General features: G+C 35.2%; 15 protein-coding genes. 8 read left to right on the top strand and 7 right to left on the bottom strand.

Going from position 1 to position 24215, the window contains the following annotated elements:
* Window positions 1-232: 232 nt before the first annotated feature.
* Together AC23MC_RS03705 and uvrC are read right to left on the bottom strand one after the other, a co-directional pair.
* Window positions 233-2431 carry a patatin-like phospholipase family protein gene (locus AC23MC_RS03705; RefSeq protein ID WP_487570628.1) on the bottom strand — a complete coding sequence of 733 codons (2199 nt, stop codon included), beginning with the start codon at window positions 2429-2431 and terminating at the stop codon, window positions 233-235.
* A 128-nt stretch (window positions 2432-2559) separates the two neighbouring features.
* Window positions 2560-4356, bottom strand: coding sequence for an excinuclease ABC subunit UvrC (uvrC, locus tag AC23MC_RS03700; protein WP_487567042.1), 1797 nt, complete (start codon window positions 4354-4356; stop codon window positions 2560-2562).
* A gap of 105 nt (window positions 4357-4461) precedes the next feature.
* On the opposite strand from uvrC, the gene AC23MC_RS03695 reads away from it, so the two are divergent.
* A complete protein-coding gene (locus AC23MC_RS03695; RefSeq protein ID WP_487567043.1) occupies window positions 4462-5700 on the top strand; it encodes a pyridoxal phosphate-dependent decarboxylase family protein in 1239 nt (412 codons plus the stop codon).
* Entirely contained in the window at window positions 5693-6259 is a 567-nt protein-coding gene (locus AC23MC_RS03690; protein WP_487567044.1) for a 5-formyltetrahydrofolate cyclo-ligase, read from the top strand. Before AC23MC_RS03695 ends, AC23MC_RS03690 begins: the two co-directional genes overlap by 8 nt.
* Here the strand turns inward: AC23MC_RS03690 and AC23MC_RS03685 are convergent.
* Window positions 6256-6891 carry a lipoprotein signal peptidase gene (locus AC23MC_RS03685; protein WP_487567045.1) on the bottom strand — a complete coding sequence of 212 codons (636 nt, stop codon included), beginning with the start codon at window positions 6889-6891 and terminating at the stop codon, window positions 6256-6258. The genes AC23MC_RS03690 and AC23MC_RS03685 overlap by 4 nt on opposite strands.
* 219 nt (window positions 6892-7110) lie before the next feature.
* Here AC23MC_RS03685 and AC23MC_RS03680 point away from each other — a divergent pair, with 219 nt between their 5' ends.
* Window positions 7111-8310, top strand: coding sequence for an LVIVD repeat-containing protein (locus AC23MC_RS03680; protein WP_487570625.1), 1200 nt, complete (start codon window positions 7111-7113; stop codon window positions 8308-8310).
* Window positions 8311-8412: 102 nt separating this feature from the next.
* On the opposite strand, the gene AC23MC_RS03675 is transcribed toward AC23MC_RS03680, so the two are convergent.
* The 4 genes from AC23MC_RS03675 to AC23MC_RS03660 all read right to left on the bottom strand — a co-directional run bounded on the left by AC23MC_RS03675 (window position 8413) and on the right by AC23MC_RS03660 (window position 14150).
* Window positions 8413-8793: a TraR/DksA family transcriptional regulator gene (locus AC23MC_RS03675; RefSeq protein WP_396149545.1), complete on the bottom strand. Its 381-nt coding sequence runs from the start codon at window positions 8791-8793 to the stop codon at window positions 8413-8415.
* Between the two features lie 6 nt (window positions 8794-8799).
* A complete protein-coding gene (ileS, locus tag AC23MC_RS03670; protein WP_487567047.1) occupies window positions 8800-12201 on the bottom strand; it encodes an isoleucine--tRNA ligase in 3402 nt (1133 codons plus the stop codon).
* Window positions 12202-12635: 434 nt separating this feature from the next.
* The gene (recO, locus tag AC23MC_RS03665) at window positions 12636-13349 is read right to left on the bottom strand and encodes a DNA repair protein RecO (RefSeq protein WP_487567048.1); all 714 of its coding nucleotides are present in this window, start codon (window positions 13347-13349) and stop codon (window positions 12636-12638) included.
* A 252-nt stretch (window positions 13350-13601) separates the two neighbouring features.
* The gene (locus AC23MC_RS03660) at window positions 13602-14150 is read right to left on the bottom strand and encodes an IS3 family transposase (protein ID WP_487570627.1); all 549 of its coding nucleotides are present in this window, start codon (window positions 14148-14150) and stop codon (window positions 13602-13604) included.
* A gap of 458 nt (window positions 14151-14608) precedes the next feature.
* On the opposite strand from AC23MC_RS03660, the gene AC23MC_RS03655 reads away from it, so the two are divergent.
* From AC23MC_RS03655 to AC23MC_RS03635, 5 genes are all read left to right on the top strand, one after another.
* Window positions 14609-19081, top strand: coding sequence for a choice-of-anchor I family protein (locus AC23MC_RS03655; protein WP_487570624.1), 4473 nt, complete (start codon window positions 14609-14611; stop codon window positions 19079-19081).
* 573 nt (window positions 19082-19654) lie between these two features.
* Window positions 19655-19900, top strand: a complete 246-nt coding sequence (locus tag AC23MC_RS03650; protein ID WP_487567050.1) for a hypothetical protein — start codon at window positions 19655-19657, stop codon at window positions 19898-19900.
* Window positions 19901-19922: 22 nt separating this feature from the next.
* The gene (locus tag AC23MC_RS03645) at window positions 19923-20159 is read left to right on the top strand and encodes a hypothetical protein (protein ID WP_487567051.1); all 237 of its coding nucleotides are present in this window, start codon (window positions 19923-19925) and stop codon (window positions 20157-20159) included.
* A 229-nt stretch (window positions 20160-20388) separates the two neighbouring features.
* A complete protein-coding gene (locus tag AC23MC_RS03640; protein ID WP_487567052.1) occupies window positions 20389-20784 on the top strand; it encodes a (deoxy)nucleoside triphosphate pyrophosphohydrolase in 396 nt (131 codons plus the stop codon).
* A complete protein-coding gene (locus AC23MC_RS03635) occupies window positions 20777-24136 on the top strand; it encodes a DUF3427 domain-containing protein (protein WP_487567053.1) in 3360 nt (1119 codons plus the stop codon). The genes AC23MC_RS03640 and AC23MC_RS03635 overlap by 8 nt, the downstream gene beginning before the upstream one ends.
* Window positions 24137-24215 lie beyond the last annotated feature (79 nt).

Raw genomic sequence — 24215 nt, 5'->3', positions numbered from 1 at the left:
TAACCCAAATCACTCCGGATTTCGTTTAATGAGGAATTGAAGGTAATCTAATAATCCTGGCCAAAAAGCAATCATTTTAAAAATTATTTGAGGTTAGTTTTGATTTTTTTTAATGTTTACGCCCACGATGATACCAAGTCCAAAGGCTACTAAAAAACCAAGAATTACAAACATTTTTTAAGGTTTTAATAAAATACAACACAAATATCGTAAAAATTTGAATACAACACAATTAAAACCAAAAACCTACACTAAACCAAGTGTGGTGATCTTTTGTTTCCGGCGACCAACTGTGTTTAATTTCTACGGGGCCAAAAATGGTTTCTAAGCCATAGCCAAATCCATAACCTGTGTAGGAAGGCTTGGTTAGCCATTCATCAGACTCAAATATTTTATCGCCAGCATTCGCAAAGTTGGCAGAGAAATTCACGTGGTTTTTTCTGAAAATTTCATAATCCAATTGAAAGAGTGCTTTTACATAACTGTTTCCGGCAAAACTTAAAAAATCATATCCATAAAACGGTTTAAAGTTATTTATGGGATAAAAGCCATAACCGCCAAATACAAAATTAAAGAACGGAACGGTTTGCTCGCCAATGGTTAGACCTCCATCGGTTTGGATTAATAAAGTTGTTCGGTTAAATAATTTTTGAGCAATACCTGCATCGGCTTTAAGAATAGAAAAATTGTTGAAGGTGTTTGTGTAGTTGGATGAAAATAAAAATGCTTGTACATCTCCGTTAAAATACCAACCACTTTTTGGAAAATATTTGTTGTCAAAAGAATCATATTTTAAATATCCAAAAGCACTAACATAATCACTATTTTCAATTACAGGACTTCCGGTATTTAACGTTTCCGATTTTAATTTAAGGTGTTTATACTCCAAACCTCCGGCAACCAAAAACTTTTGAATAAAAACGGTTTGCATGTATATTTGGTTGGTAAAATCTGAGAAATCAACATTAATGGAGTTTATGTCTTCTGATGTAAATAGAACCCCTTGACTAAAATCGGTGGTAACATTTCTATTAAAGCCGGTAAATCGTGATTTGATTCCAAAACTCCAATAGAATCCATTGTCAATATAATAATCAAAATTATATCTGAAATTGTCTCCCAAAATTAGATCAGCCGAAAGAATATCGTTTTTAAACAACATTTTCTTTTGTGTAAAATTGATTAAAATGCCGCTTTTGAATAATCCGTCATAATGCAAACCCAGTTTTAAAAAAGCCTTGTATGGATTTTCAGTTAAGTTTAAATTGATACGATCACCGCCATTATCCTTTTCTAGAGTATAATTGATTGATCCAAAATTTTGGGTTGCATTAAGATTTTCAATACCTTGTTTTAAATCGGCAAAACTTATTTTTCTGCCAGCTTTAAACCGAAGTTTACCCACAATATAAGCTCTAGTATAATTTTCTAATTGTGTGTGCGTTATGGAAGAAACAAATAAACTATCGTTTTCGCTTAATGGAACAATCGTTTTTGGTTTTTGATAAGATGTGTTGAGTTTGTTGAGTTGTTCTATAACAGAAATAGCTGCCGCTTCACCACTTTCAATAATTTTGGCTCCTTTGTCAAACGAAATCACAGAGTATTCTTCTACATTTGGTCTGATATAAACATCGGTTTGTTTCTTTTTTTCTTGCATTTTTTGAATCATCTGCAAGTTAGAAATCTGAACTAAAATTCGCGTGGCATCTTTGAGCGATTCGCGGTCTTTTAAATCGTCTTGAACATCAACACCAATGATAATGTCGGCTCCCATTTTTTTTACTTCCTCAATAGGATAATTGTTTACCACTCCGCCATCAATGAGGTATTTTCCATCAATAACCAAAGGAGAATAAAGTGATGGAAAAGCTCCACTTGCCAAAATGGATTGAGCTAAAAAACCTTGATCTAACAAAACTTCTTGTCCGGTTTCAATATCGGTGGCAATACACAAAAAAGGTATAGGTAGTTTTTTGAAATCTCGTTCGTGTCGCACCGTTGCGGTTAAACGGGTAATCATGTTATAATTATACAATCCTTTTGACAAAGCCGTTGGTATACCTATTTTGAACTTATTAAACGGCAATGCAAAGGCATACCGTTCGTCATTTGCTTTTTCATAGAAATTTTTAGATGATCGTGGAATAAAATCCTGAATTACCGCATCATAATCGGTATTGTTAAAAATACTGTCGAGCTGTGTTGCCGTGTAACCGGACGCATACAATCCGCCGATGATGGCTCCCATACTGGTTCCGCCAATATAGTCTATTTTTACACCGGCTTCTTCAATAACTTTTAAAACACCAATATGAGCCAATCCTTTTGCTCCTCCGCCACTTAAAACCAAACCGATTTTGGGTTGTTTTGGGATGGAATCTTGTGCGAAAAAGGTAATGGGTGAAAGGTAAAGGGTTATGGGTAACAGATACAAAAGACAAATCCTTCCTAGCCCCGATAGAGCCGATATCCTCGTAACGAAGTGAAGAGATATAGGCGAAAGCGGGAAAATGGAAACCAAAAAGGCGGGAACGATTAGCTTCAAATTGTATTTAATTAGATTTTATTTTTGTAAAATTCGTGAATTTTTTTTGCTTTTGATGTACCAACCACGTCAGAAATTTCATTTTCCGTTGCTAATGCTAATCTTTTAACACTTTTGAAATGTTTTAGTAACGTGATCATTGTTTTTTCGCCGATGCCGGGAATGGTTTCGAGCGAGGTTTGCAAAGCCGATTTGCTTCGTTTATCGCGATGATGCGTGATCCCAAATCGGTGAGCTTCATTTCGCAACTGCTGAATAATTTTAAGTGTTTCTGATTTTTTATCGAGGTACAATGGCACGGAATCGCCCGGATAATAAAGTTCTTCGAGCCGTTTGGCGATGCCGATGATGGCGATTTTTCCGCGTAAATTTAACGCATCTAAACTTTTGAGAGCCGATGACAATTGTCCTTTTCCACCATCGATGATGATGAGTTGCGGCAGCGGTTGTTGTTCGTCAAGCAGGCGTTTGTAGCGACGGTAAACTACTTCTTCCATGGAAGCAAAATCATCGGGACCTTCGACGGTTTTGATGTTAAAATGACGGTAGTCTTTTTTGCTTGGTTTTCCGTCTTTAAAAACCACGCAGGCCGCCACAGGATTGGTTCCTTGAATGTTGGAGTTGTCAAAACATTCAATGTGACGCGGTTCGACCGAAAGACGTAAATCTTTTTGCATTTGAGCCATAATTCGGTTGGTATGCCGTTCCGGATCTACGATTTGAATTTGTTTTAACTGCTCCAAACGATGGTATTTGGCGTTGCGTTGTGAGAGTTCGAGTATTTGTTTTTTGTCGCCCAATTGCGGAACGGTGATTTTAATTTTATCGCCAAAATCAAGTTCAAACGGTAAAATTATTTCTTTAGATGTGAGATGAAAACGTTCGCGAAGTTCTACAACTGCGAGTTCAAGAAGTTCTTCATCAGACTCATCAAGTTTCTTTTTGAGTTCAAGCGTGTGCGAACGAATGATGGCTCCGTGAGCAATTTGAAGGAAATTGACATACGCCATAGTTTCGTCGGAAACGATTGAAAACACATCGATATTGGATAATTTTGGGTTGAGAATAGTGGATTTGGCTTGGTAATTTTCAAGCACTTCCATTTTTTCTTTGATTTTTTGGGCTTCTTCAAATTGCATGTCGGCGGCAAAAGCGTTCATTTTTTGTTTGAAATCCTTGAGGCTTTCTTTGAAGTTTCCTTTTAAAATTTCCCGGATGGCATCAACGTGTTTTTGATAATTTTCCAATGTTTCCAGTCCTTCACACGGTCCTTTGCAGTTGCCGATATGGTATTCTAAACAGACTTTGTATTTGTGATTTTGGATGTTTTGTTCAGTTAAATCATAGTTACACGTTCGCAACGGATACAATTCTTTGATTAAATCCAGAAGTGTATTAACAATTTTGAAATTAGTATAAGGGCCAAAATATTCTGAACCGTCTTTAATCATTTTTCGGGTGGGAAAAATGCGTGAAAAAGGTTCTTTTTTAATGCAAATCCACGGATAGGTTTTATCGTCCTTGAGGTTGATGTTGTATCGTGGTTGTAATTTTTTAATCAAATTGTTTTCCAACAAAAGTGCATCTTGCTCAGATAAAACGACAATGTGCTTGATTTCGACAATTTTTCTAACTAAAACAGCAGTTTTGTGATTGTCGTGTGATTTTGTAAAATAGGAAGAAACCCGCTTTTTGAGGTTTTTAGCTTTTCCTACGTACAGAATTTTTCCGTCTTTATCATAATACTGATAAACCCCAGGACCATCGGGAAGGGTTTGAAGTTGGAGTTCTAAAGAATTAATCTGCATTGTACAAATATATTAGTAAAAAAAGGAGCGTGCAATAGTTCGCCAACTAACATTTATCATATTTCCTTTCTGCGAAACCACTTAGTTTTGCCCGAAATAGTAATTATGAATTATTGGAAAAAATATACACATCAGGAACGGTTGAACCGAATTCAATTGGCATTGGAGGAAAATGTGAACTTTTCTAAAGATATTTCGTTGGGCTTTCCGGCTTCAAAATTAGATGGAAAAGTGTTTTATGATGATGCTCCGTTTCTAAAAGAAGCTCCAACTTTGCAAACGTTTGTAGCCAATCCAAACCACATTGGCTGTCACACATTAGGTGATTCTGAAAGTGTTTTCAGCGGCACACAACAATTGGAACGAGAAGTTTTGGAAGCTCTGGCTATTGATGTTTTTAAATCAAAACCAAATGCGTTTGACGGCTATATTTCACCCGGTGGAACCGAAGCAAATATTCAAGCTTTGTGGATGTATCGGAATTATTTTCAACAGGAATTCAATGCAAATTTGAACGAAATTGCCATCATAGCTTCAGAAGACACGCATTATTCTATCCCGAAAGGAGCCAATTTATTGCAATTGGATTGGTTAAAAATTCCGGTTGATTTTAATACTCGCCAAATTGACAAAAAGGCTTTGCAAAATATTCTAGAAAAAGCTCATTTAAATGGCAAAAAACACTTTATTGTAGTATCAAATATGGGTACAACAATGTTTGGTTCTGTTGATAATCCGAATGATTATATCGAAATTCTGAACGAGTTGAAATTATCGTTCAAATTGCATGTGGACGGAGCGTATGGCGGTTTTGTTTATCCGTTTAGCAATCCGAATTCGATTATAAATTTTAACAATCCGGATATTAGTTCCATCACAATTGATGCTCATAAGATGCTTCAAGCTCCGTATGGAACCGGAATTTTTATTTGCCGAAAAGGTCTGATTGAAAATGTACTGACTCGTGAGGCCGAATATGTGGAAGGAATGGATGTAACGCTTTGCGGAAGCCGTTCGGGAGCCAATGCCATTGCTGTGTGGATGATTCTTTCTACGTATGGTCCGCATGGTTGGTTTGAAAAAGTAAGTACCTTGCAAGGACGAACCGATTTTTTATGCCGAGAATTAGATAAAATAGATGTCAACTATTTTAGAGAAACGTTTATGAATATTGTTACCATTCATGCCGAATACATTTCTAAAGAAATTGCCAATCGTTTTAAACTCGTGCCGCAATCGCATTTGAATGATAATAAATGGTATAAAATTGTGGTGATGAATCATGTGGAACCCGAACATTTAATTACATTTATAGCCGAATTGAAAGCTTCGGTTTATGCATAAAAAAGAACTTCGGACTTATTACAAATCACTAAGAGCTGCACTTTCTCAACAAGAAATTGAAGAAAAAAGTATGGCTATTGCCAACCAATTGCTTCGTTTGAATTGTTGGGATAAAACCTATTATCATTTGTTTTTAACGATTGAAGAATTAAAAGAAATTGAAACCGAATTTATTCTGCAAATTCTAGCCGGAAAAGACAAAGAAATTGTAATTGCAAAAAGTGATTTTGAAACCCGAAAAATGACTCATTTTTTATTGACTGATAATACCAAAATTAAAAAAAACGAATACAATATTCCTGAACCTGTGAACGGTTTGGAAGTTCCTGTTTCAATGATTGACGTGGTTTTTGTGCCTTTATTAGCATTTGATCAACAAGGTCATCGAATTGGGTACGGAAAAGGATTTTATGATCAATTTTTAGCCGAATGCAATCCGGAAACCATCAAAATTGGGTTATCTTTTTTTGAAGCGGAAGATATAATTGACGGTGTTTTTGAATCGGATATTCCGCTGAATTATTGCATTACGCCATCCAAAATTTATCAATTTAATTAAGCTGAAATTTCATTTTTAGAAACAACTTCTTCTTTTTCCGTTGTGCCAAAAGCTCTTTTGTTAAAAACAATTAAAATTCCGACTCCGGTAGAAATCGCCATGTCGGCAATGTTAAAAATAGCATTGAAAAAAGTGAAATAATTTCCGCCAACAAACGGAATCCATTCCGGTAACGTTCCTTTCCAAATTGGGAAATAAAGCATGTCAACTACTTTTCCGTGAAACCATGTTCCATACGGATTGTCTGAAAACAAAGTTGAAGCTGCATAATGACTGTCATTAAAAATTACGCCATAGAAAACACTGTCGATGATATTTCCAAAAGCTCCGGCAAGAATTAATGCAACGGCAACAATTAAGTAGTTTGAACTGTGTTTTTTTACACTATCCCACAACCAATAACCAATACCAAAAACTGCTACAATTCGGAATAAGGTTAAGAATAACTTTCCGTGATCGCCCGGAATTTTGGTTCCCCAAGCCATGCCTTCATTTTCGATAAAATGAATTCGGAACCAATCGAAAACTTTAATTTCTTCTCCTAAAACAAAATTGGTTTTGATGTATAGTTTAGATATCTGATCAACTAATAAGATGATTATGACGATCAAATAGGCTTTCTTTAAAGACATTCTTAAGATTTTATGGTGCAAAAATAGCAATATTCTCAAACAAAAAAGGAAATATCCCGATAACGGCTAAAACTTTAAACAATATTTAGCATTTCACGCAACCTTTTTTGGTTTTTGCATCTCAATTATACACAACTGTTATTACATTTGTTCAACCTAACCTAACTGATAATGAAAACATTAAAATTAATTTGTCTGCCCTTGTTTATAACCTTTTTTATGAGTTGTAACCAAGACGATGACCGTTCAACAGAAACGGCAAAATTTGCTGTTCCGGTAATAAAATCATTGAATGCTTTACGCAGTAACATTTCGGTAACATCTGCTCAACAAACCAATGCGGACGGAAAAATTTACATTGCAGAAAACCTGCTTTTTTATGTAGCTCAAGAATCCGGTATTCACGTTTTTGATAATTCTAACCCTTCAAATCCCGAAAATAAAGCTTTTATTAATTTAGAAGGTGTGCATGATATTGCTGTAAAAGGCAACTATTTGTATGCTGATAATTTTGTAGATTTAGTAGTTTTTGATATTTCTGACATAAGTAATATTGAAGTTGTAAGAGTGGCCGAAAATGTAATTTCCTTCTACCCTATCTATCCTGATGATGCAGAATTTTATGCGTACGATGTTAACCCTTCTGAAGGTGAAATTATGGTTGGATTTAGAATTGAAAACCGAGAAAGACCATCAGAGGAGTATACTATTTGGTCTCTCGATGCGTTGGCAAACTTTGAAAGTGCAAATGGTGGAAATGTTGGAACCGGTGGCTCGTATGCTAAATTTCAGATTAACAACAATGCTTTGTATACGGTTGAATCGTATAATTTAAAAGTATTTAACATAACCAATCCAACTGAAACTTTTTATGACAAAACGGTTTATATGACCGAATGGATGGGCGGCGGTGTTTTTGAAACGCTTTTTAAACAAAAAGAATTTCTTTTCGTGGGCTCTACAAACGGAATGTATATTGTGAATGCTTTTGACGAATTTAATCCTTATTTTGTGTCGGGTTTTGCTCATGCAACGGCGTGTGATCCGGTTGTGGTTCAAGGCAATACAGCTTATATTACTGTTCGCGGTGGCTCAAACTGTGGTTCAATTGAAGACCAAGTTAACATAATTGATATTACCAATATTCAAAATCCAACCTTAATTTCAACTTATTTATTGAATCAACCTTACGGATTGGGAATAAAAGATGATGTTTTGTATGTGTGTGCCAATGGAAATTTGAATGTTTTTGATGCTACAAATTCAACCGAATTAACTTTAGAAAACACCTACGAAGACGAAGTGAAAGATGTAATTGCTTTAGATACGCATTTAATTGCAGTTGGAATCAATAAAATCATCCAATATAATTATGGAGAAAATCATACGTTGGAAGTGATGAGTGTGGTGAATTTTTAATTCTAACTTTATTATACAAAAAGAGATAACCCAAAAAGTTATCTCTTTTTTAATGTAATCTTTTCACCTTCAAATCTCGGCTACTCAGAATCTCAGCAACTCTTATCGCTGCATATTTTTTGCTTCAATACTCATTGTAGCGTGTGGAACCAATTTCAAACGTTCTTTTGAAATTAATTTACCCGTTACTTTGCAAACTCCATACGTTTTGTTTTCTACTCTAAAAAGAGCGTTTCTCAAATCGCGGATAAACTTTTCTTGGCGAATAGCTAATTGTGAGTTGGCTTCTTTACTCATTGTTTCGCTACCTTCTTCGAATGCTTTGAATGTTGGCGATGTATCATCGGTTCCGTTATTCAAATCATTCATATAGGCACTTTTGATTAGTTCCAAATCGTTTTGAGCTTTCTCAATTTTTTTTAGGATAATTTCTTTGAACTCAGCCAAATCGGCTTCTGAGAATCGTACTACTTCATCTGTCATATTAATCTATTTTGAAATTATTATTAGTGTTTTTATATCATCAAACTCAATTTCCGTACCATTTTCGAGATGGTCTTCAAAAACGAGCAATTCGGTTAACGTTTCGGACTTTATATACGTTTCATTTGCGGTTATGGCTTCCTCTAAAACACCATTTCTCATCAATTGAACTTTTATTTTATCTGTAACTTCAAAACCACTGTCCTTTCTAAGGTTTTGAATGCGATTAACTAATTCTCTGGCAATACCTTCTTTTCGCAATTCATCCGTTATGGTGATGTCTAAAGCAACCGTAATTCCGTTTGCATTGGCAACCAACCATCCCGGGATGTCTTGTGAAGAAATCTCCACATCATCTTGTGTTAAAGTTATTGAATTTCCCGAAATAACAAGCGTACAGCTACCTTCTCGATCTAATTCATTAATTTGCTCCTGCGAAAATCCTTGTATCTCTTTGGCAATCAATCCCATATCTTTTCCGAAACGAGGGCCTAAAGCTTTAAAATTAGGCTTAATTTGCTTTACTAAAACACCGGAAGCATCATCCAATAACACGACTTCCTTCACGTTTACTTCGGCTTTTATCAGGTCAGAAACTGCTTCAATTTCTGCACGCTGATTTTTGTCAAGTATCGGAATCATTACCTTTTGCAACGGTTGACGTACCTTAATCATCTCCTTCTTGCGAAGCGATAAAACCAGCGACGAAACCGTTTGTGCTTTCATCATTTTACTCTCCAACGATTTATCAACATATTTTTCAACATAATTCGGAAAATCGGCCAAATGTACGCTGTCAAAATTTTCTGAATGTGTTGCCTGTGTTAAATCTCTGTAAAGCCTATCCATAAAGAAAGGAGCAATTGGAGCTGATAATTTAGCAACCGTGATTAAACACGTATATAACGTTTGATACGCCGCAATTTTATCGGTACCGTATTCGCCTTTCCAAAATCTTCTTCGGCATAAACGAACGTACCAGTTACTTAAATTCTCCTGAACAAAGTCGGAAATTGCTCTCGCAGCTCTCGTAGGTTCGTAATCTGCATAACTTTCATCCACTAATTGAACTAATGTTTGCAATTCAGATAAAATCCAACGGTCAATTTCAGGTCTTTCAGTAAGCGGAACTTCTTCTTCTTTATACGTGAATCCATCTATATTCGCATACAACGAAAAGAATGAATAGGTATTATATAAGGTGCCGAAAAACTTTCGTCTAACTTCGGCAACACCTTCAATATCAAATTTTAAATTATCCCAAGGATTCGCATTGGCAATCATATACCAACGTGTGGCATCCGGACCGTATTCGGCTAACGTGGTAAACGGATCAACGGCGTTTCCGAGACGTTTGGACATTTTTTGTCCGTTTTTGTCTAACACTAATCCATTGGAAACCACATTTTTATAGGCAACTTTATCAAAAACTAAGGTTCCGATGGCGTGTAAGGTATAAAACCATCCACGGGTTTGATCGACTCCTTCGGCAATAAAATCAGCCGGAAAATCTTTTCCTTCATCAATTTTTTCTTTGTTTTCAAACGGGTAATGCCATTGAGCATAAGGCATCGCACCGGAATCAAACCAAACGTCAATTAAATCGGCTTCCCGTTTCATCGGTTTTCCTGATTTGGAAACTAATGTGATGGCATCTACTACATTTTTATGCAAATCAACTAAATCATAGTTTTCTTCGCTCATATTGCCTATTTCAAAACCTTTGAACGGATTTTCTTTTTGAAAACCAGCTTCAACCGATTTTTCAATGGCGTGATACAATTCTTCCACCGATCCAATTAAAACTTCTTCCGTTTTGTCTTCTGTTCGCCAAATTGGTAACGGAATTCCCCAGTATCTTGAACGGGATAAATTCCAGTCGTTGGCATTTTTCAACCAGTTCCCGAAACGACCTTCTCCGGTTGCTTTTGGCTTCCAGTTGATGGTATCGTTCAAATCGAACATACGGTCTTTGATTTCGGTTACTTTGATGAACCAAGAATCTAACGGATAATATAGTAATGGTTCATCGGTTCTCCAACTGTGCGGATAACTGTGAACGTATTTTTCAACTTTAAATGCTTTATTTTCCTCTTTTAATTGGATAGCAATTTCCACATCAGCAGAACGTTCCGGTGCTTGTCCGGCATCATAATATTCATTTTTAACGTATTTACCGGATAAATGACCTAAACCTTGGATGAATTTTCCTTGTAAATCAACTAAAGGAACTGGATTACCGTTTGCATCCAAAACCAACATTGGCGGAACTTCCGGTGTAGCTTCTTTGGCTACTTTCGCATCATCGGCACCAAAAGTCGGAGCGGTGTGTACGATTCCTGTTCCATCTTCGGTTGTAACGAAATCACCTGAAATCACTCGGAAAGCATTTTCCGGGTTTTGATAAGGTAAAACCAATGGCATTAATTGCTCGTAGCGAATTCCGACTAAATCTGAACCTTTGCATTCGGTTAAAATTTGGTAAGGAATGGTTTTATCACCTTCTTTGAAATTTTCAAAATCAGAAGTTTCTGTTGAAACAAAAAATCCTTTTCCGAATTGTTTTCCAACTAAATTCTTAGCTAAAATAACGTTTATTGGTTGATAGGTATATTGATTAAAAGTCTTTACTAAAACATAGTCAATTTTTGGTCCAACCGTCAACGCCGTATTACTCGGCAATGTCCAAGGAGTGGTCGTCCAAGCTAAAATATGAATAGCACCAAACCCTTGTAAAAAGTTCGGTAACGTTTCCGGTTTTGTTTTGAATTGAGCGACAACGGTTGTATCGGTCACATCTCTGTAACTTCCGGGTTGATTCACTTCGTGTGAAGATAAACCTGTTCCCGCTTTTGGCGAATACGGTTGAATGGTGTAACCTTTGTACAACAAATCTTTATCATAAATCTGTTTCAACAACCACCAAACCGACTCCATATATTTGGATTTATAGGTCACATACGGATCTTCCATATCTACCCAATAACCCATTTTTTCGGTTAAGTCGTTCCACACGTCGGTGTAACGCATCACGGTTTTTTTACACGCTTCGTTGTATTCTTCTATCGAAATGGTTTTTCCGATGTCTTCTTTGGTAATGCCTAATTCTTTCTCAGTACCTAATTCTACAGGCAAACCGTGCGTGTCCCAACCTGCTTTTCGTTTTACTTGAAATCCTTTTTGGGTTTTATAACGGCAAAAAATATCTTTAATCGCACGAGCCATCACGTGGTGAATTCCAGGTAAACCGTTGGCCGAAGGAGGTCCTTCAAAAAACACATATGGTTGTTGCCCTTCACGGGTGGTGATGCTCTGTTCAAAAATGTGGTTTTCTTTCCAATACTTCAGTACTTCCGATGCCACTGTTGGCAAGTCAAGTCCTTTGTATTCAGCGAATTTCGTACTCATGTTTTCTCGTTCTAAAAAATCAATTTGCGAAAGTAATGATTTTTGGGATAATATGGTAGGAATTAATGTGTCAATGGGGAAATGTGGCAATTTGTCAATGAGATAATGTGGCGATGTGTCAATTTGGGAATGTATCAATAAGAAAAAACGAAAATTCTGTGTTTCTTTGAGAAAATAATATTGATGTTATCCTCACCCCCAACCCCTCTCCAAAGGAGAGGGGGAGCGAGACGTTGAAAAATTACGCTAATTTAGCAGTTATAAATCCGTGGAAATCTATTATAGCGAAGCTATCAAATCTGTGGAAATCAATTTAATCCCTTCAATCCGTGTTCCATTAAAAAAGCGAAGCGTCTTTGTGCCCTTTGCGAACTCCTTTGTGCTCTTTGCGGTTAAAAAACCTCAGCAACTCAGTAACTTAGAACCTTAGCACCTCAAGAAAACACCTCCCCCAACACCTCCAACGACTTCGGCCTTTTAAACCCATCCAAATGAAACGCATAGTAGTCCAACAAAATTTTCAGCAAAACTTGTCGTTCAGCAGCCACAAAACACTTGGCTTCGCTGTTAAACTTTAATTCAATCAATTTTTTAAATAAAATCGTTTCGTGTTCCGAAAGGCAACTGATGCCGTGGTAGTTTGTAAAAACACCTTCTGTTAGTTCAAAAAAAGTAGCGTCTGTTTGCGACACATCCGGATAAAAACCTAAAAAGCGAGTCATTCCCAACAATAAAATTAAATGAAAATTCACCACTTCGTCGTGGCCATCCAACCAAAGCAAAGCCGTTTCTAGATAATCAAAAAAGGCTTCATTTTTTTCTTCTTCTTTGATGCAATGATGCAAAACTTCCGACAGAAAAAGAGCCATCGAACTTTTGACAATATCATTATGCAAACTCACGAAAGGCTGACTGATGCGGATTTCCTTAAAATACTCCAATTTGCCTTGGTTTTTGTGTATAGCCTCTATTTCCAACAAGGTAAGTGGTTGGAAATACCCTATCTTCTGTTGACTCTTTCGGGCCGAAAAAGCATTGGGAACAAAATAACTTTTTAAACCATCAGACAGCGTAAAACACTTTACTATCAGGGATTTTTCCTGGTACTTTAGGGATGAGATGACTATGGCTTTGGTTTTTATCTGCATGATGTAAAAGTAATCTTTCTGGTGCGGTAATCCAATAGTTCACTAGTTTGTGTGCTTTTGTTGTAGTAGTTGCGGTGATTTTGATGTATTAGATTCTGTCACCATTGATGCTTTATCTATACACTATCCATACACTATCTATGCTTTATCTATACAGTTGTCGGTTGTCTTGACCCGTCCTAAAATAACTATACAAATTAATAAATAAATCCTATTATAGTTATACAAATATAATTCTTAATCCTGCAACTACTATACAACTGTTTTTTCATAATTAAAACTTCTATTATAATTCTTCCATCGTTTGTTTAATTTCTCTGATTTCAAATGAGCTTGGTTAGGGGTTAAATAATCACAACTTGCATGAGGTCTTAATTCATTATAAGACTTAATACTTTTACTTACTTGATATCCTGTTTGGTCAAAACCCAAGGAACTAGAGTAAAGATTAAATTCTGTTTTAATAATACCATTTACTCTTTCTGCTAATGCATTTTCATATGGATCTCCATTTTCGGTCATACTAATACCGATGTTGTTTTTTAGTAATAAATCAACATAGTTATGAGAACAATACTGTGAACCTCTATCAGAATGATGGATGATTGATTCATTATACAATCTATTATTGAGAGCCATCTTTAAAGCATTAATACATCCTTCTGCTGCTAAGTCCTGACGAAAACTATATCCCATTATTTTTCTGGAATAAGCATCAGTAATTAAACTTAGATAGCCCCATTGATTGGTTAATCGGATATAAGTAATATCACTTACCCAAACCTGTTCTGGTCTTGTTATTATATGAATTGTCCTAAAATAAGTATACAGATTACTAAATAAATCCTATTATAGTGATACAATATAATTCTTAATCCTAAAATGGTTTCCTCCCCCCGACCCCCTCCAAAGGAGGGGGAGACGAGACGTTGAAATGACTGCTAAATTTGCTGTCATAAAATCTGTGAAAATCTAAATATAGCGTAGCTATCAATCTGTGAAAATCCGTTACATCCGCGTCATCCGTGTGCCATTAAAAGCGAAGTGTCTTTGTGGCCTTTGCGAATTCCTTCGTGTTCTTTGCGGTTAAAAAACCAACCCTTCCATTACCAAAAAACCACCAAAACATCACCAAAACATTACCCCATAACCTTCCCGAAACAAACCACCAAAACCATTTAAACATTCCTTATTCTTGCCTTAAAATTGAAATAACAACTTAGTTTGAATTTTGTGAGCATTAATCTAAACTAAAAACAATGTTCAAAAACTACTCAACCAACCGTTTTTTGTCCCTTTTTATGCTATTGTTTTGCTCCTTTGTACAGGGACAAACACTAGTGCATTACTGGAACTTTAACGACAATGCCTCTGTGGCAACGCTTACTACTCCCACGCAAACATTTGTGACAGGAGCTGCCATCACTGCTATTGCAGGAGGTATCAGCACGATTGATGCAGCGGGTGGAACCGGTCAAAACTTTGACGTGGAAAACCTGAATACCAGAAACGGAGATCCTGCCGGAACGCATTTGCGTTTTAACGACCCAATTGGTGGTCAGTTACAATTTGATTTACCAACTACAGGTTTCGAAAATGTTATCATCCAATTTGCAACAAGACGTTCGGGTTCGGGTGCTGGTTCGCAACTTTGGTCGTATACCTTAGATGGGACAACTTACCTTCCTTTTACTGCTATCTTCCCCATCAGTGGAAATCCTGTTTTAGAAACGTTAGATTTTTCAGCGATTGCAGGTGCAAATAACAATGCTAACTTTAAATTGAGAGTTGCTTTCGAACAAGGAACAGGCGGAACAGTTGGAAACAACCGTTTTGATAATTTTACCCTTGAAGGAGATGTAATTCCCGTTCCGGTTTTAATTCATTATTGGAATTTTAATGATAATTCATCGGTAGCTGCTTTGACCACTCCGTCACAAACGTTTGTAACAGGAGCAGCTATTACGGCTATTGCCGGTGGAATTAGTCAAATCAATTTAGGCGGAACTGGTCAGAATTTTGATGTGGAAAACTTAAACGCCAGAAATGGTGATGTAGCCGGAACGCACTTACGTTTTAATGATCCAATCGGTGGTCAATTGCAATTTGATTTACCAACTACAGGATACGAAAATATCATCATTCAATTTGCGACTCGTCGTTCCGGTTCAGGAGCAGGTACGCAATTGTGGAGTTATTCCATTGATGGAACTACTTATATTCCTTTCACAAACATTTTACCAAATGATGGTAATCCGGTTTTAGAAGCGTTAGATTTTACTGCAATTGCTGCCGTAAATAACAATGCAAACTTTAAATTAAGAGTTGCTTTTGAACAAGCTCACGGTGGAGCGGTTGGAAACAACCGTTTTGATAATTTTACAGTGGATGGAAATGCCATTGGCGGTGGCGATGCCATTGCTCCAGTAGTGACATTTTCTCCAATGAATAATACAACCAACGTAGCAATTACTGTAAATCCTATTGTTTCTTTTAATGAAAATGTTCGTTTAGTCAATAACGATCCGATTACGAATGAAAATGCAGCTTCTTTAGTGGAATTGCGTTTGAACAATGATGCAGGAACGCTTGTCCCTTTTACAACTACGTTTGAAAACAATACCATCACCATTATTCCATCATCCGATTTAGCGAATAATCAAACCTATTATGTGGCTCTTTTACCTAATACGGTAGAAGATTTTAGTGATAACGCTGTGTCGGTAGCCCCAAGCAGCGTTTTCAATACTATTGCAGTACAAACACAATTTCAAGCCGGAGATTTAGTTTTCGTGGCTTATCGTATGAACGCAACCGCTACTGAAGACGAAGTAGCTTTATTAAGTTTAGTTGATATCGAGCCGGGAACGTTCATCAATTTAACCGATGCAAAATATACCAACAATGCTCAACCACAATGTGCCAACGGAATTGTTTGGACATTAGGTGCGAATGAATGTGTGCCTGCCGGATCAATCATTAGCATTAAAACATCAGCATTACTTGCCAATGTTGGAACAGTAACCGGTTCCGGTTTCGGATTAAGTTCAAGTGGTGATCAAGTAATTGTTTACACAGGAACTGCCGCTGCACCAAACTACATCACTGCGTTAAGTTCAAACGGATGGGTAGAATCAAATTCAACGTGTAGTGGAAGTCTTTCGATGATTCCAGCCGGATTAGTAGATGGTGTTTCTGCCTTAAATACAAGTACTGCACCGGGCAATGTTTCCGGAAATGCGGTGAATGCGTATTACAACGGAACACAATCAGGAACACCGGCTGAATTAAAAACAGCGATTTTAAATCCAAGCAATTGGTTAGCAATCGATGGTGGAACAGCTCCTCAAACGTGGCCGACTTTTAATTTCCCAAGTTCACTTCAAGTAACGAATGCGGTTGTGTTAACCAATACAACGATCGAAATTACGTTCAACCAAGCTGTTAATGTAGCTTCAGCAGAAACTTTGGCGAATTATACAGGTGTTGCCAATTTATCTTCGGCAGTAGCTGTAAACAATGTGGTGACGTTAACGTTCAGTACACCATTCGCTGCAGCGACAAATTACAGTTTAGTAATTGACAACGTTCAAAATGTAAACAATGCTCCGATGGTTTGTCCGTTTACATTCAACTTTAGTTTCAATACAAGTGTAGCTTTTGCTTCTACTTTCATCAAAGTAAATGAAGGAGACGGAACGTTAAATTTCGTAATCAACTTAGATAGCCCTGCGGTTTCTTCGGTAGATTTAGTAGTGAAAACAGCTCCATTTAGTACCGCTGATGCGAATGATTTTACATTGTCCACTCAAACCTTAAACTTCACCGGAAGTAGTTCATTAACCCAAACGATTGTTATTCCGATTATCGATGATTCTACAGAAGAACAACAAGCTGAATACTTTGTATTGAGTTTAGAAAATCCGGTTGGATTAACCATTACAGGAAATACATTAGCTACCATTTATATTATTGATAATGATTTGGAAGCTCCTATACCTTCTCAACAAATTGAATTAAATTACATTGGCAGTTTCGACCCTTCCGGAGATAATACAAGTACGTGCGAAATCGTAGCTCACGATCCTGCAACGCAACGTTTATTCACTACAAGTGCAATTGCAGGATTTTTAGATATTGTGGATTTTAGTGATCCAACGAATTTATCAACCATTTCTTCTGTGGATATGAATCCGTATGGAGGTGTAACCAGTGTAGCTGTGAAAAACGGAATCGTAGCTGTAGCTTCACCAAATGCAGACGAAACTCTAAACGGAACGGTTGTGTTTTTTGATACGAACGGAACATTCTTAAATCAAGTAACGGTTGGAGCATTGCCTGATATGGTTGTGTTTTCACCGGATGGAACAAAAGTAATGACTGCTAATGAGGGTCAACCCAACCCCGATTATTCGATTGACCCGGAAGGTTCAGTGAGTGTTATCGATATTTCAGGTGGCATTGCAGGGTTAACGCAAGCCAATGCCACTACTTTATTGTTCACCGAATTCAATGCTCAAGAAGCCGCTTTAATCGCTTCAGGAGTTCGTAAATTAAAACTAACCAGTACGTTATCGCAAGATTTTGAACCGGAATTCATCACCATCAGTAGCGACAGTCAAAAAGCTTGGGTAACCTTACAAGAAAACAATGCGATTGCCGAAATCAATTTAACCAACAACACGATTTCGTCTGTTTGGGCATTAGGAACAAAAGATATGAGTTTACCGGGTAATGGTTTTGATGCTTCGGATAACAACAACGAAGTATTGATTGCCAACTGGCCTGTACAAGCCTTTTTCATTCCGGATGCAATGGCAAATTTCACGGTAAATGGAACAACCTATATCGTAACTGCCAATGAAGGTGACGAAAAAGAATACAGTGGTTTTGAAGAAAGAACAACGGTTGGTGCCGCTTCGTATGAATTGGATGCAACCAATTTCCCAAATGCAGCGGTATTGAAACAATCGTATAACTTAGGTCGTTTTAGAGTATCTAACTTAAACGGAAACTTGGATGCTGATCCACAATTTGAAGAAATCAATGCGGTAGGAACCCGTTCGTTCTCTATTTTTAACACCACTACGCAAGAAATAGTGTTTGACAGTGGTGATGATTTTGAACGTTACACTGCAGCCAATTTTCCAACCATTTTTAATGCCGACCACGAAAGCAACACACCAAAAGTAAGAAGTCGTGCCAAAGGACCTGAGCCGGAAGGTGTAACGGTTGCTACCATTGCTGATCAAACTTTTGCCTTTATCAGTTTAGAACGTGTTGGAGGTGTTATGGTTTATAACGTTACTGACCCAACTAACGCAACCTTTGTGGATTACAAAAACACAAGAAGTACATCAGCATATGCCGGTGACCACGGTGCCGAAGGAATCATTTACATAGACCCAGCGGATAGCCCAACGGATACCGGATATATTTTAGTATCGAATGAAATTAGTGGAACACTTACTATTTTTGAAGTAGATGCTTCTACGCTTTCTACACCGGATTATGTGAACAACAACCCAAAAACGTTTGTGGTTTTCCCAAATCCTTCCGCTACCGGAATGGTGTATTTTAACCGTGTGGCCGACATCCAATTGTTCGACAACACCGGAAAATTAATTTACCAAGCACAAAACGCACAAACTTTGGATACTTCCTCCCTAAGCAGTGGTTTATATTTTGTAAAAACCGCCGAAGGCATCGTAACCAAGCTACTCGTAAAATAATAAACCCGCCTTTTTTCATCTTTCTGAATGCAAAAACCCTCTGTTCTGGAGGGTTTTTTGTTTTGGGCCTTAGCGGTTTGTCATTCCGAAAGATGTCGAAGACGAAAGAGGACACGAGCGATAGCGAACTGGCGAAGCAATCTCCTACGAAAGAGTTAAAATTATTCGCAATGCTTTCATTTCAAAGACTAGAGCGAACTGTAGAAACTAACCACACACATACGAATCAACTGCACGTGCCTACTTTATGTGATTTCTCCTATCGTCGAAATGACACAGCTAGCGATGTAATATAAAGGATAATAACTACTAGGAATAAGTCAATCATTGTGTCGATATCAATTCGGTTCTTTAATGCTAAATGCTCTATTATTAAAGATTATTTGTTACGTACACTGTGTCATTTCGACGATAGGAGAAATCACATGACGCTAAGAAAAAAAACTTAAATCATAGTAAAGTACTGCAAAATGGAAAAGCAAATTCTAATTCGGAATATTTTAAAACAGAAATCTACAATTGTAGGCGGCTAATGAAATTTTGAATGTCTAATTTTGAAAAAACATAATTTATATGACTTCAAAACTAAAATATTCTCCAACTGAATACTGGGATTTTATCGAGAAATATTACCCGCTTTATTACTGTTGCGATGATGTTTTAATGTGCGATATCCTAAGTCGAAAACTTCATGGATACACAATTTCACCAGAAGATGAAGCCTATATTGATGGCTGGAATTACAAAGAAGAGCTAATTAAAATTGAAACCGAGTTGTTTCAAATCGCGTTGGAAAATTATTTTGAGTTGGTTTATTAGATTAATTTTAAAAGTTAAAAACATGACAATTAAAGAAATAATAAGTGAATTAGAAAAATCACCAAACCAAGGATTAGAAATAACTAAAAGAAAAGGAATTCTAACAAGCTCATGGTGCATTCATAAAAGAGAAAATCACTTTTACTTTTTTGATATCAATGAAGATTTTATTTTTGATGATAATCATAAGTACACATTGGAGGAATTGATTGAAGAATTTGAAAATGGGTATTTTGAAATAGATTGCGTTATGGATTGAATCATGTAAAATATTAAAAATGTTTATTGATTAATTTTTATAAGGAAGACAATAAAAAGATAACATTTATTACTTAATTTGCATGAAATAGAATTTTAAATTTCTGAGTAGAAGAACAGATTTCTACTTAACAAAAATTATACTATTGTAAAGATTTGTAGAATCTAAGATGAAGGAATTATAAATATTTAGATATCCTTTTTAAATCAAACCTAAATTAAGAATTTAAATGAAAAGCATTGAAGTTGTAGCAGCAATAATTTATTATAAAGATAGAATTCTATGTGTACAACGTGGTGAAAATAAATATCCATATATTTCGAATAAATTTGAATTTCCTGGAGGAAAAATGGAGATAGGCGAAACAAAAACTGAAGCAATAAAAAGAGAAATTCTTGAAGAATTGAATATGAATATAAATATTCAAGAAGAATTCTTAACGGTTACACACGAATACCCGGACTTTAGAATAATTATGCATAGTTTTAAATGTAAATGTGAAAGTCAAGAACTTAAATTAACCGAACATATTAACATGGTATGGTTATCAATAAATGAATTGAAAAAATTAGATTGGGCAGCAGCAGATATTCCAATCGTAAATAAATTAATGGTGAATGAATAAGTTAACTGAAATTTTTAACTCAAGTTTACAAACAGGTTATGTAGATAAAAATATTTTATCAAACATAGCGTACCAACCAGAATTACTTGTCAATCAAAAAAACCCACCAAAAAAAGTTCTTTCATCAATACTTCACGAACTTGAAAATTGCAGTCAGTTTTATATATCAGTGGCATTTGTAACTACTAGCGGAGTTGCTACTATTATTAATAAGCTAAAAGAATTAGAAAGGCGTAAAATAAAAGGTCAAATTTTAGTTTCTCAATATTTAAACTTTACACAACCTGAGGCATTAAAAAGATTATCTCAATTTAAAAATATTGACCTTAGAATCGCTACAACCGGAAACGCTCATGCAAAAGGATATATCTTTAAAAGCAAAGATCATTATAACCTAATTGTTGGAAGCAGTAATTTAACTGCACAAGCTTTGTCAATTAATAAAGAATGGAATATTAAAGTATCCGCATTAGATGAAAGTGGAATAGTTGAAAAAGTGCTAAATGAATTCAAATCTGATTTTGAAAAAGCGACAATCGTAACATCAAATTTTATTTTATCTTACCAAGAAATATATCAAAAGCAATCCCTTCTTAATCAAATTAACAACTTTGAGGCTATAATAGAAACACAAACTATTATAACCCCAAATACAATGCAAATAGAAGCTCTTAGAAATTTAAAAAAATTACGAGAAGACAAAAAAAATAAAGCTTTAATTATTTCTGCTACTGGTACGGGAAAAACATACTTGTCGGCTTTTGATGCTAAGGAATTTAAACCAAGAAAATTATTATTTGTTGTTCATAGATTAACCATTGCAAAAGATTCATTAAAAACATTTAAGAAAGTTTTTGGAAAGAGTAAAACGATGGGCTTGTATTCGGGCGACAAAAGAGAGTTAGATTGTGATTTCATATTCTCAACAATTCAAACTATTTCAAAATTCTCACATCTTGAAAACTTCTCGAAAAATCATTTTGATTACATAATAATTGATGAAACTCATCGATCGGGGGCGGATTCTTATTTAAGATTAATAGATTATTTTCAGCCTAAATTCCTATTAGGAATGACCGCTACACCTGAAAGGACAGACGGAGATGATATCTTTCAATTATTTGACCATAATATTGCTTACGAAATTAGATTAAATAGAGCAATGGAGGAAGATATGCTTTGTTCTTTTCATTATTATGGCGTAACAGATTTATTAATAGACAACAATGAAATTGATAATAAATCAAATTTTAATTTACTTGTTTCAAGCGAAAGAGTTAATAGGATAATTGAACAAGCACGTTTTTATGGTAGCGATAACGGCATAACTAGAGGTTTGATATTTTGTTCAAGAAAGGATGAAGCAATTGAACTATCTGCTTTATTAAACGGGAAAGGTTTTAGAACTGTTGCCTTGACAGGGGACAGCTCTGAAGAAGAAAGAGCCTTATCAATTGAAAAATTAGAATCTGATAATCTGAATGAAAAGCTCGATTACATTCTTACAGTTGATATTTTCAATGAAGGGATTGATATTCCAAAAATTAATCAGATTATTATGCTTCGCCCTACAGAATCTGCGATTGTTTTTATTCAGCAATTAGGTAGAGGCTTAAGAAAAGTTGATGGGAAAAGCTATGTAACGGTAATTGATTTCATTGGAAATTATGAAAACAATTATTTAATCCCAATTGCATTATACGGTGACACTTCATATAACAAAGACACTTTACGAAAATTAATTACCGAAGGTAGTAGAATGATTCCTGGAGCGTCGACCATTAATTTTGATGAAATTACTAAAGAAAAAATATTTCAATCAATTGATTCTGCAAACATGCAGTTACTCTCTGATTTGAAAAAAGATTATAATTTATTGAAGTTCAAATTAGGTAGAATTCCAATGATGATGGATTTTATAGAACATGGTTCAAGAGACCCTTTTTTGTATGTTGAATATGCAAAATCATATTATAATTTCATTGTTAAAGTAGAAAAAGAATTCAATAATGATATCACAAAAGAACAGATTTTATTATTAGAGTTGTTTTCGAAAGAGATAAATAACTCCAAAAGAATAGAAGAAAGTTATATTTTAAAACAACTAATACTAAACGGAGAATTAAGCATTTCAAAATTTAAAGAATCTATTCAAAATATTTATAGTTTTACTCCTAGTAACGCTACAATTGAATCTTGCATATTAAATATCAATTTTTTGTTTATTAGAAAAAACGAGAAAATAATATTCATAAATAATAACACTTTTTATTTACATTCAGAATTTATAGAAAATCTAAAAAACCAAATATTTAAAGAATTCCTTTTGGATGAAATAAACTATTCAATTAAAACATATAATAATTTATATAAAAAAGAGAATTATAAAAACGGACTAATTCTATATAATAAATATAGTCGAAAAGATGTGTGTAGATTATTAAATTGGGAAAAGGATATAAGTAGCACTATCTATGGTTATAGAACAAATGGTGGGGTCACGCCTTGTTTTGTAACATATCATAAATCTGATGAAATTGAAAGCACAATTAATTATAATGACCATTTTATTGATCCTTCAACTTTTGCATGGGAATCAAGATCAAATAGAAAAATTGAAAGTAATGAAATAAAAGGATTAATTAATTCTACTCGAATTTTGTTATTCGTAAAAAAGGAGGATGGTGAAGGAACAGACTTTTATTTTATGGGTGATGTTTCTATAATACCCAATTCGATTGAACAAAATTTTATGAACAATTCTAAACTTCCTGTTGTGCATTTCAAGTTTCATCTTGAACAACCAGTAATAGAGAGTATTTATAAATATATCACAACTGATAAAAAAACAAATATAAATATTCCGATAATTGAAGATAAAGTTGCTTCAATTAGTAGCAATATTTCCAAAAATTTAATTCCGTTATACGACTTCTATGCTGCGGCTGGCACATTTAGTAAGATGCAATCGGAAAAAGAATTTACATTAATTGAATGTCCCGAGAATATAAAGTATAATGAAGATTATTTTGCTTGTAAAATAATTGGCGAATCAATGAATAGGGTTATTCCAAATGGTTCAATTTGCTTATTTAAAACTTATATAGGAGGTAGTAGAAACGGGAAAATTGTTTTGGTAGAGAATATTGATATTCAGGATCAAGATTTCAATTCAGCCTTTACAATTAAAACTTATTCTAGTGAAAAAGTCGTAACTGATGAGGGTTGGAGTCATACTTCAATTATTTTAAGACCAAATTCATTTGACAATTCATATAAAAATATCATAATTAATGAAGAAAACGGTAAAGAAATGAAGGTTGTTGGGGAATTTATTAAAGTGCTTCATTAAAACTAAGCCTGTAATAATGCTCTTTCAATTCATCGTGAAATTCGACCCCGACCAAGAAACGGAAGACGATTTTATAAAT

This window comes from Flavobacterium sp. T50_26 (genome assembly GCF_057652995.1).
This window is presented reverse-complemented; position numbering and strand designations above follow the sequence as displayed.

Bases quoted from the DNA above. Each gene is read 5' to 3' on its own strand.
- AC23MC_RS03655 (WP_487570624.1), top strand. From the start codon at position 14,609: ATGTTCAAAAACTACTCAACCAACCGTTTTTTGTCCCTTTTTATGCTA.
- ileS (WP_487567047.1), bottom strand. From the start codon at position 12,201: ATGAGTACGAAATTCGCTGAATACAAAGGACTTGACTTGCCAACAGTG.
- AC23MC_RS03645 (WP_487567051.1), top strand. From the start codon at position 19,923: ATGACAATTAAAGAAATAATAAGTGAATTAGAAAAATCACCAAACCAA.
- AC23MC_RS03695 (WP_487567043.1), top strand. From the start codon at position 4,462: ATGAATTATTGGAAAAAATATACACATCAGGAACGGTTGAACCGAATT.
- AC23MC_RS03690 (WP_487567044.1), top strand. From the start codon at position 5,693: ATGCATAAAAAAGAACTTCGGACTTATTACAAATCACTAAGAGCTGCA.
- AC23MC_RS03650 (WP_487567050.1), top strand. From the start codon at position 19,655: ATGACTTCAAAACTAAAATATTCTCCAACTGAATACTGGGATTTTATC.
- uvrC (WP_487567042.1), bottom strand. From the start codon at position 4,356: ATGCAGATTAATTCTTTAGAACTCCAACTTCAAACCCTTCCCGATGGT.
- AC23MC_RS03685 (WP_487567045.1), bottom strand. From the start codon at position 6,891: ATGTCTTTAAAGAAAGCCTATTTGATCGTCATAATCATCTTATTAGTT.
- AC23MC_RS03675 (WP_396149545.1), bottom strand. From the start codon at position 8,793: ATGACAGATGAAGTAGTACGATTCTCAGAAGCCGATTTGGCTGAGTTC.
- AC23MC_RS03680 (WP_487570625.1), top strand. From the start codon at position 7,111: ATGAGTTGTAACCAAGACGATGACCGTTCAACAGAAACGGCAAAATTT.
- AC23MC_RS03640 (WP_487567052.1), top strand. From the start codon at position 20,389: ATGAAAAGCATTGAAGTTGTAGCAGCAATAATTTATTATAAAGATAGA.
- AC23MC_RS03635 (WP_487567053.1), top strand. From the start codon at position 20,777: ATGAATAAGTTAACTGAAATTTTTAACTCAAGTTTACAAACAGGTTAT.
- recO (WP_487567048.1), bottom strand. From the start codon at position 13,349: ATGCAGATAAAAACCAAAGCCATAGTCATCTCATCCCTAAAGTACCAG.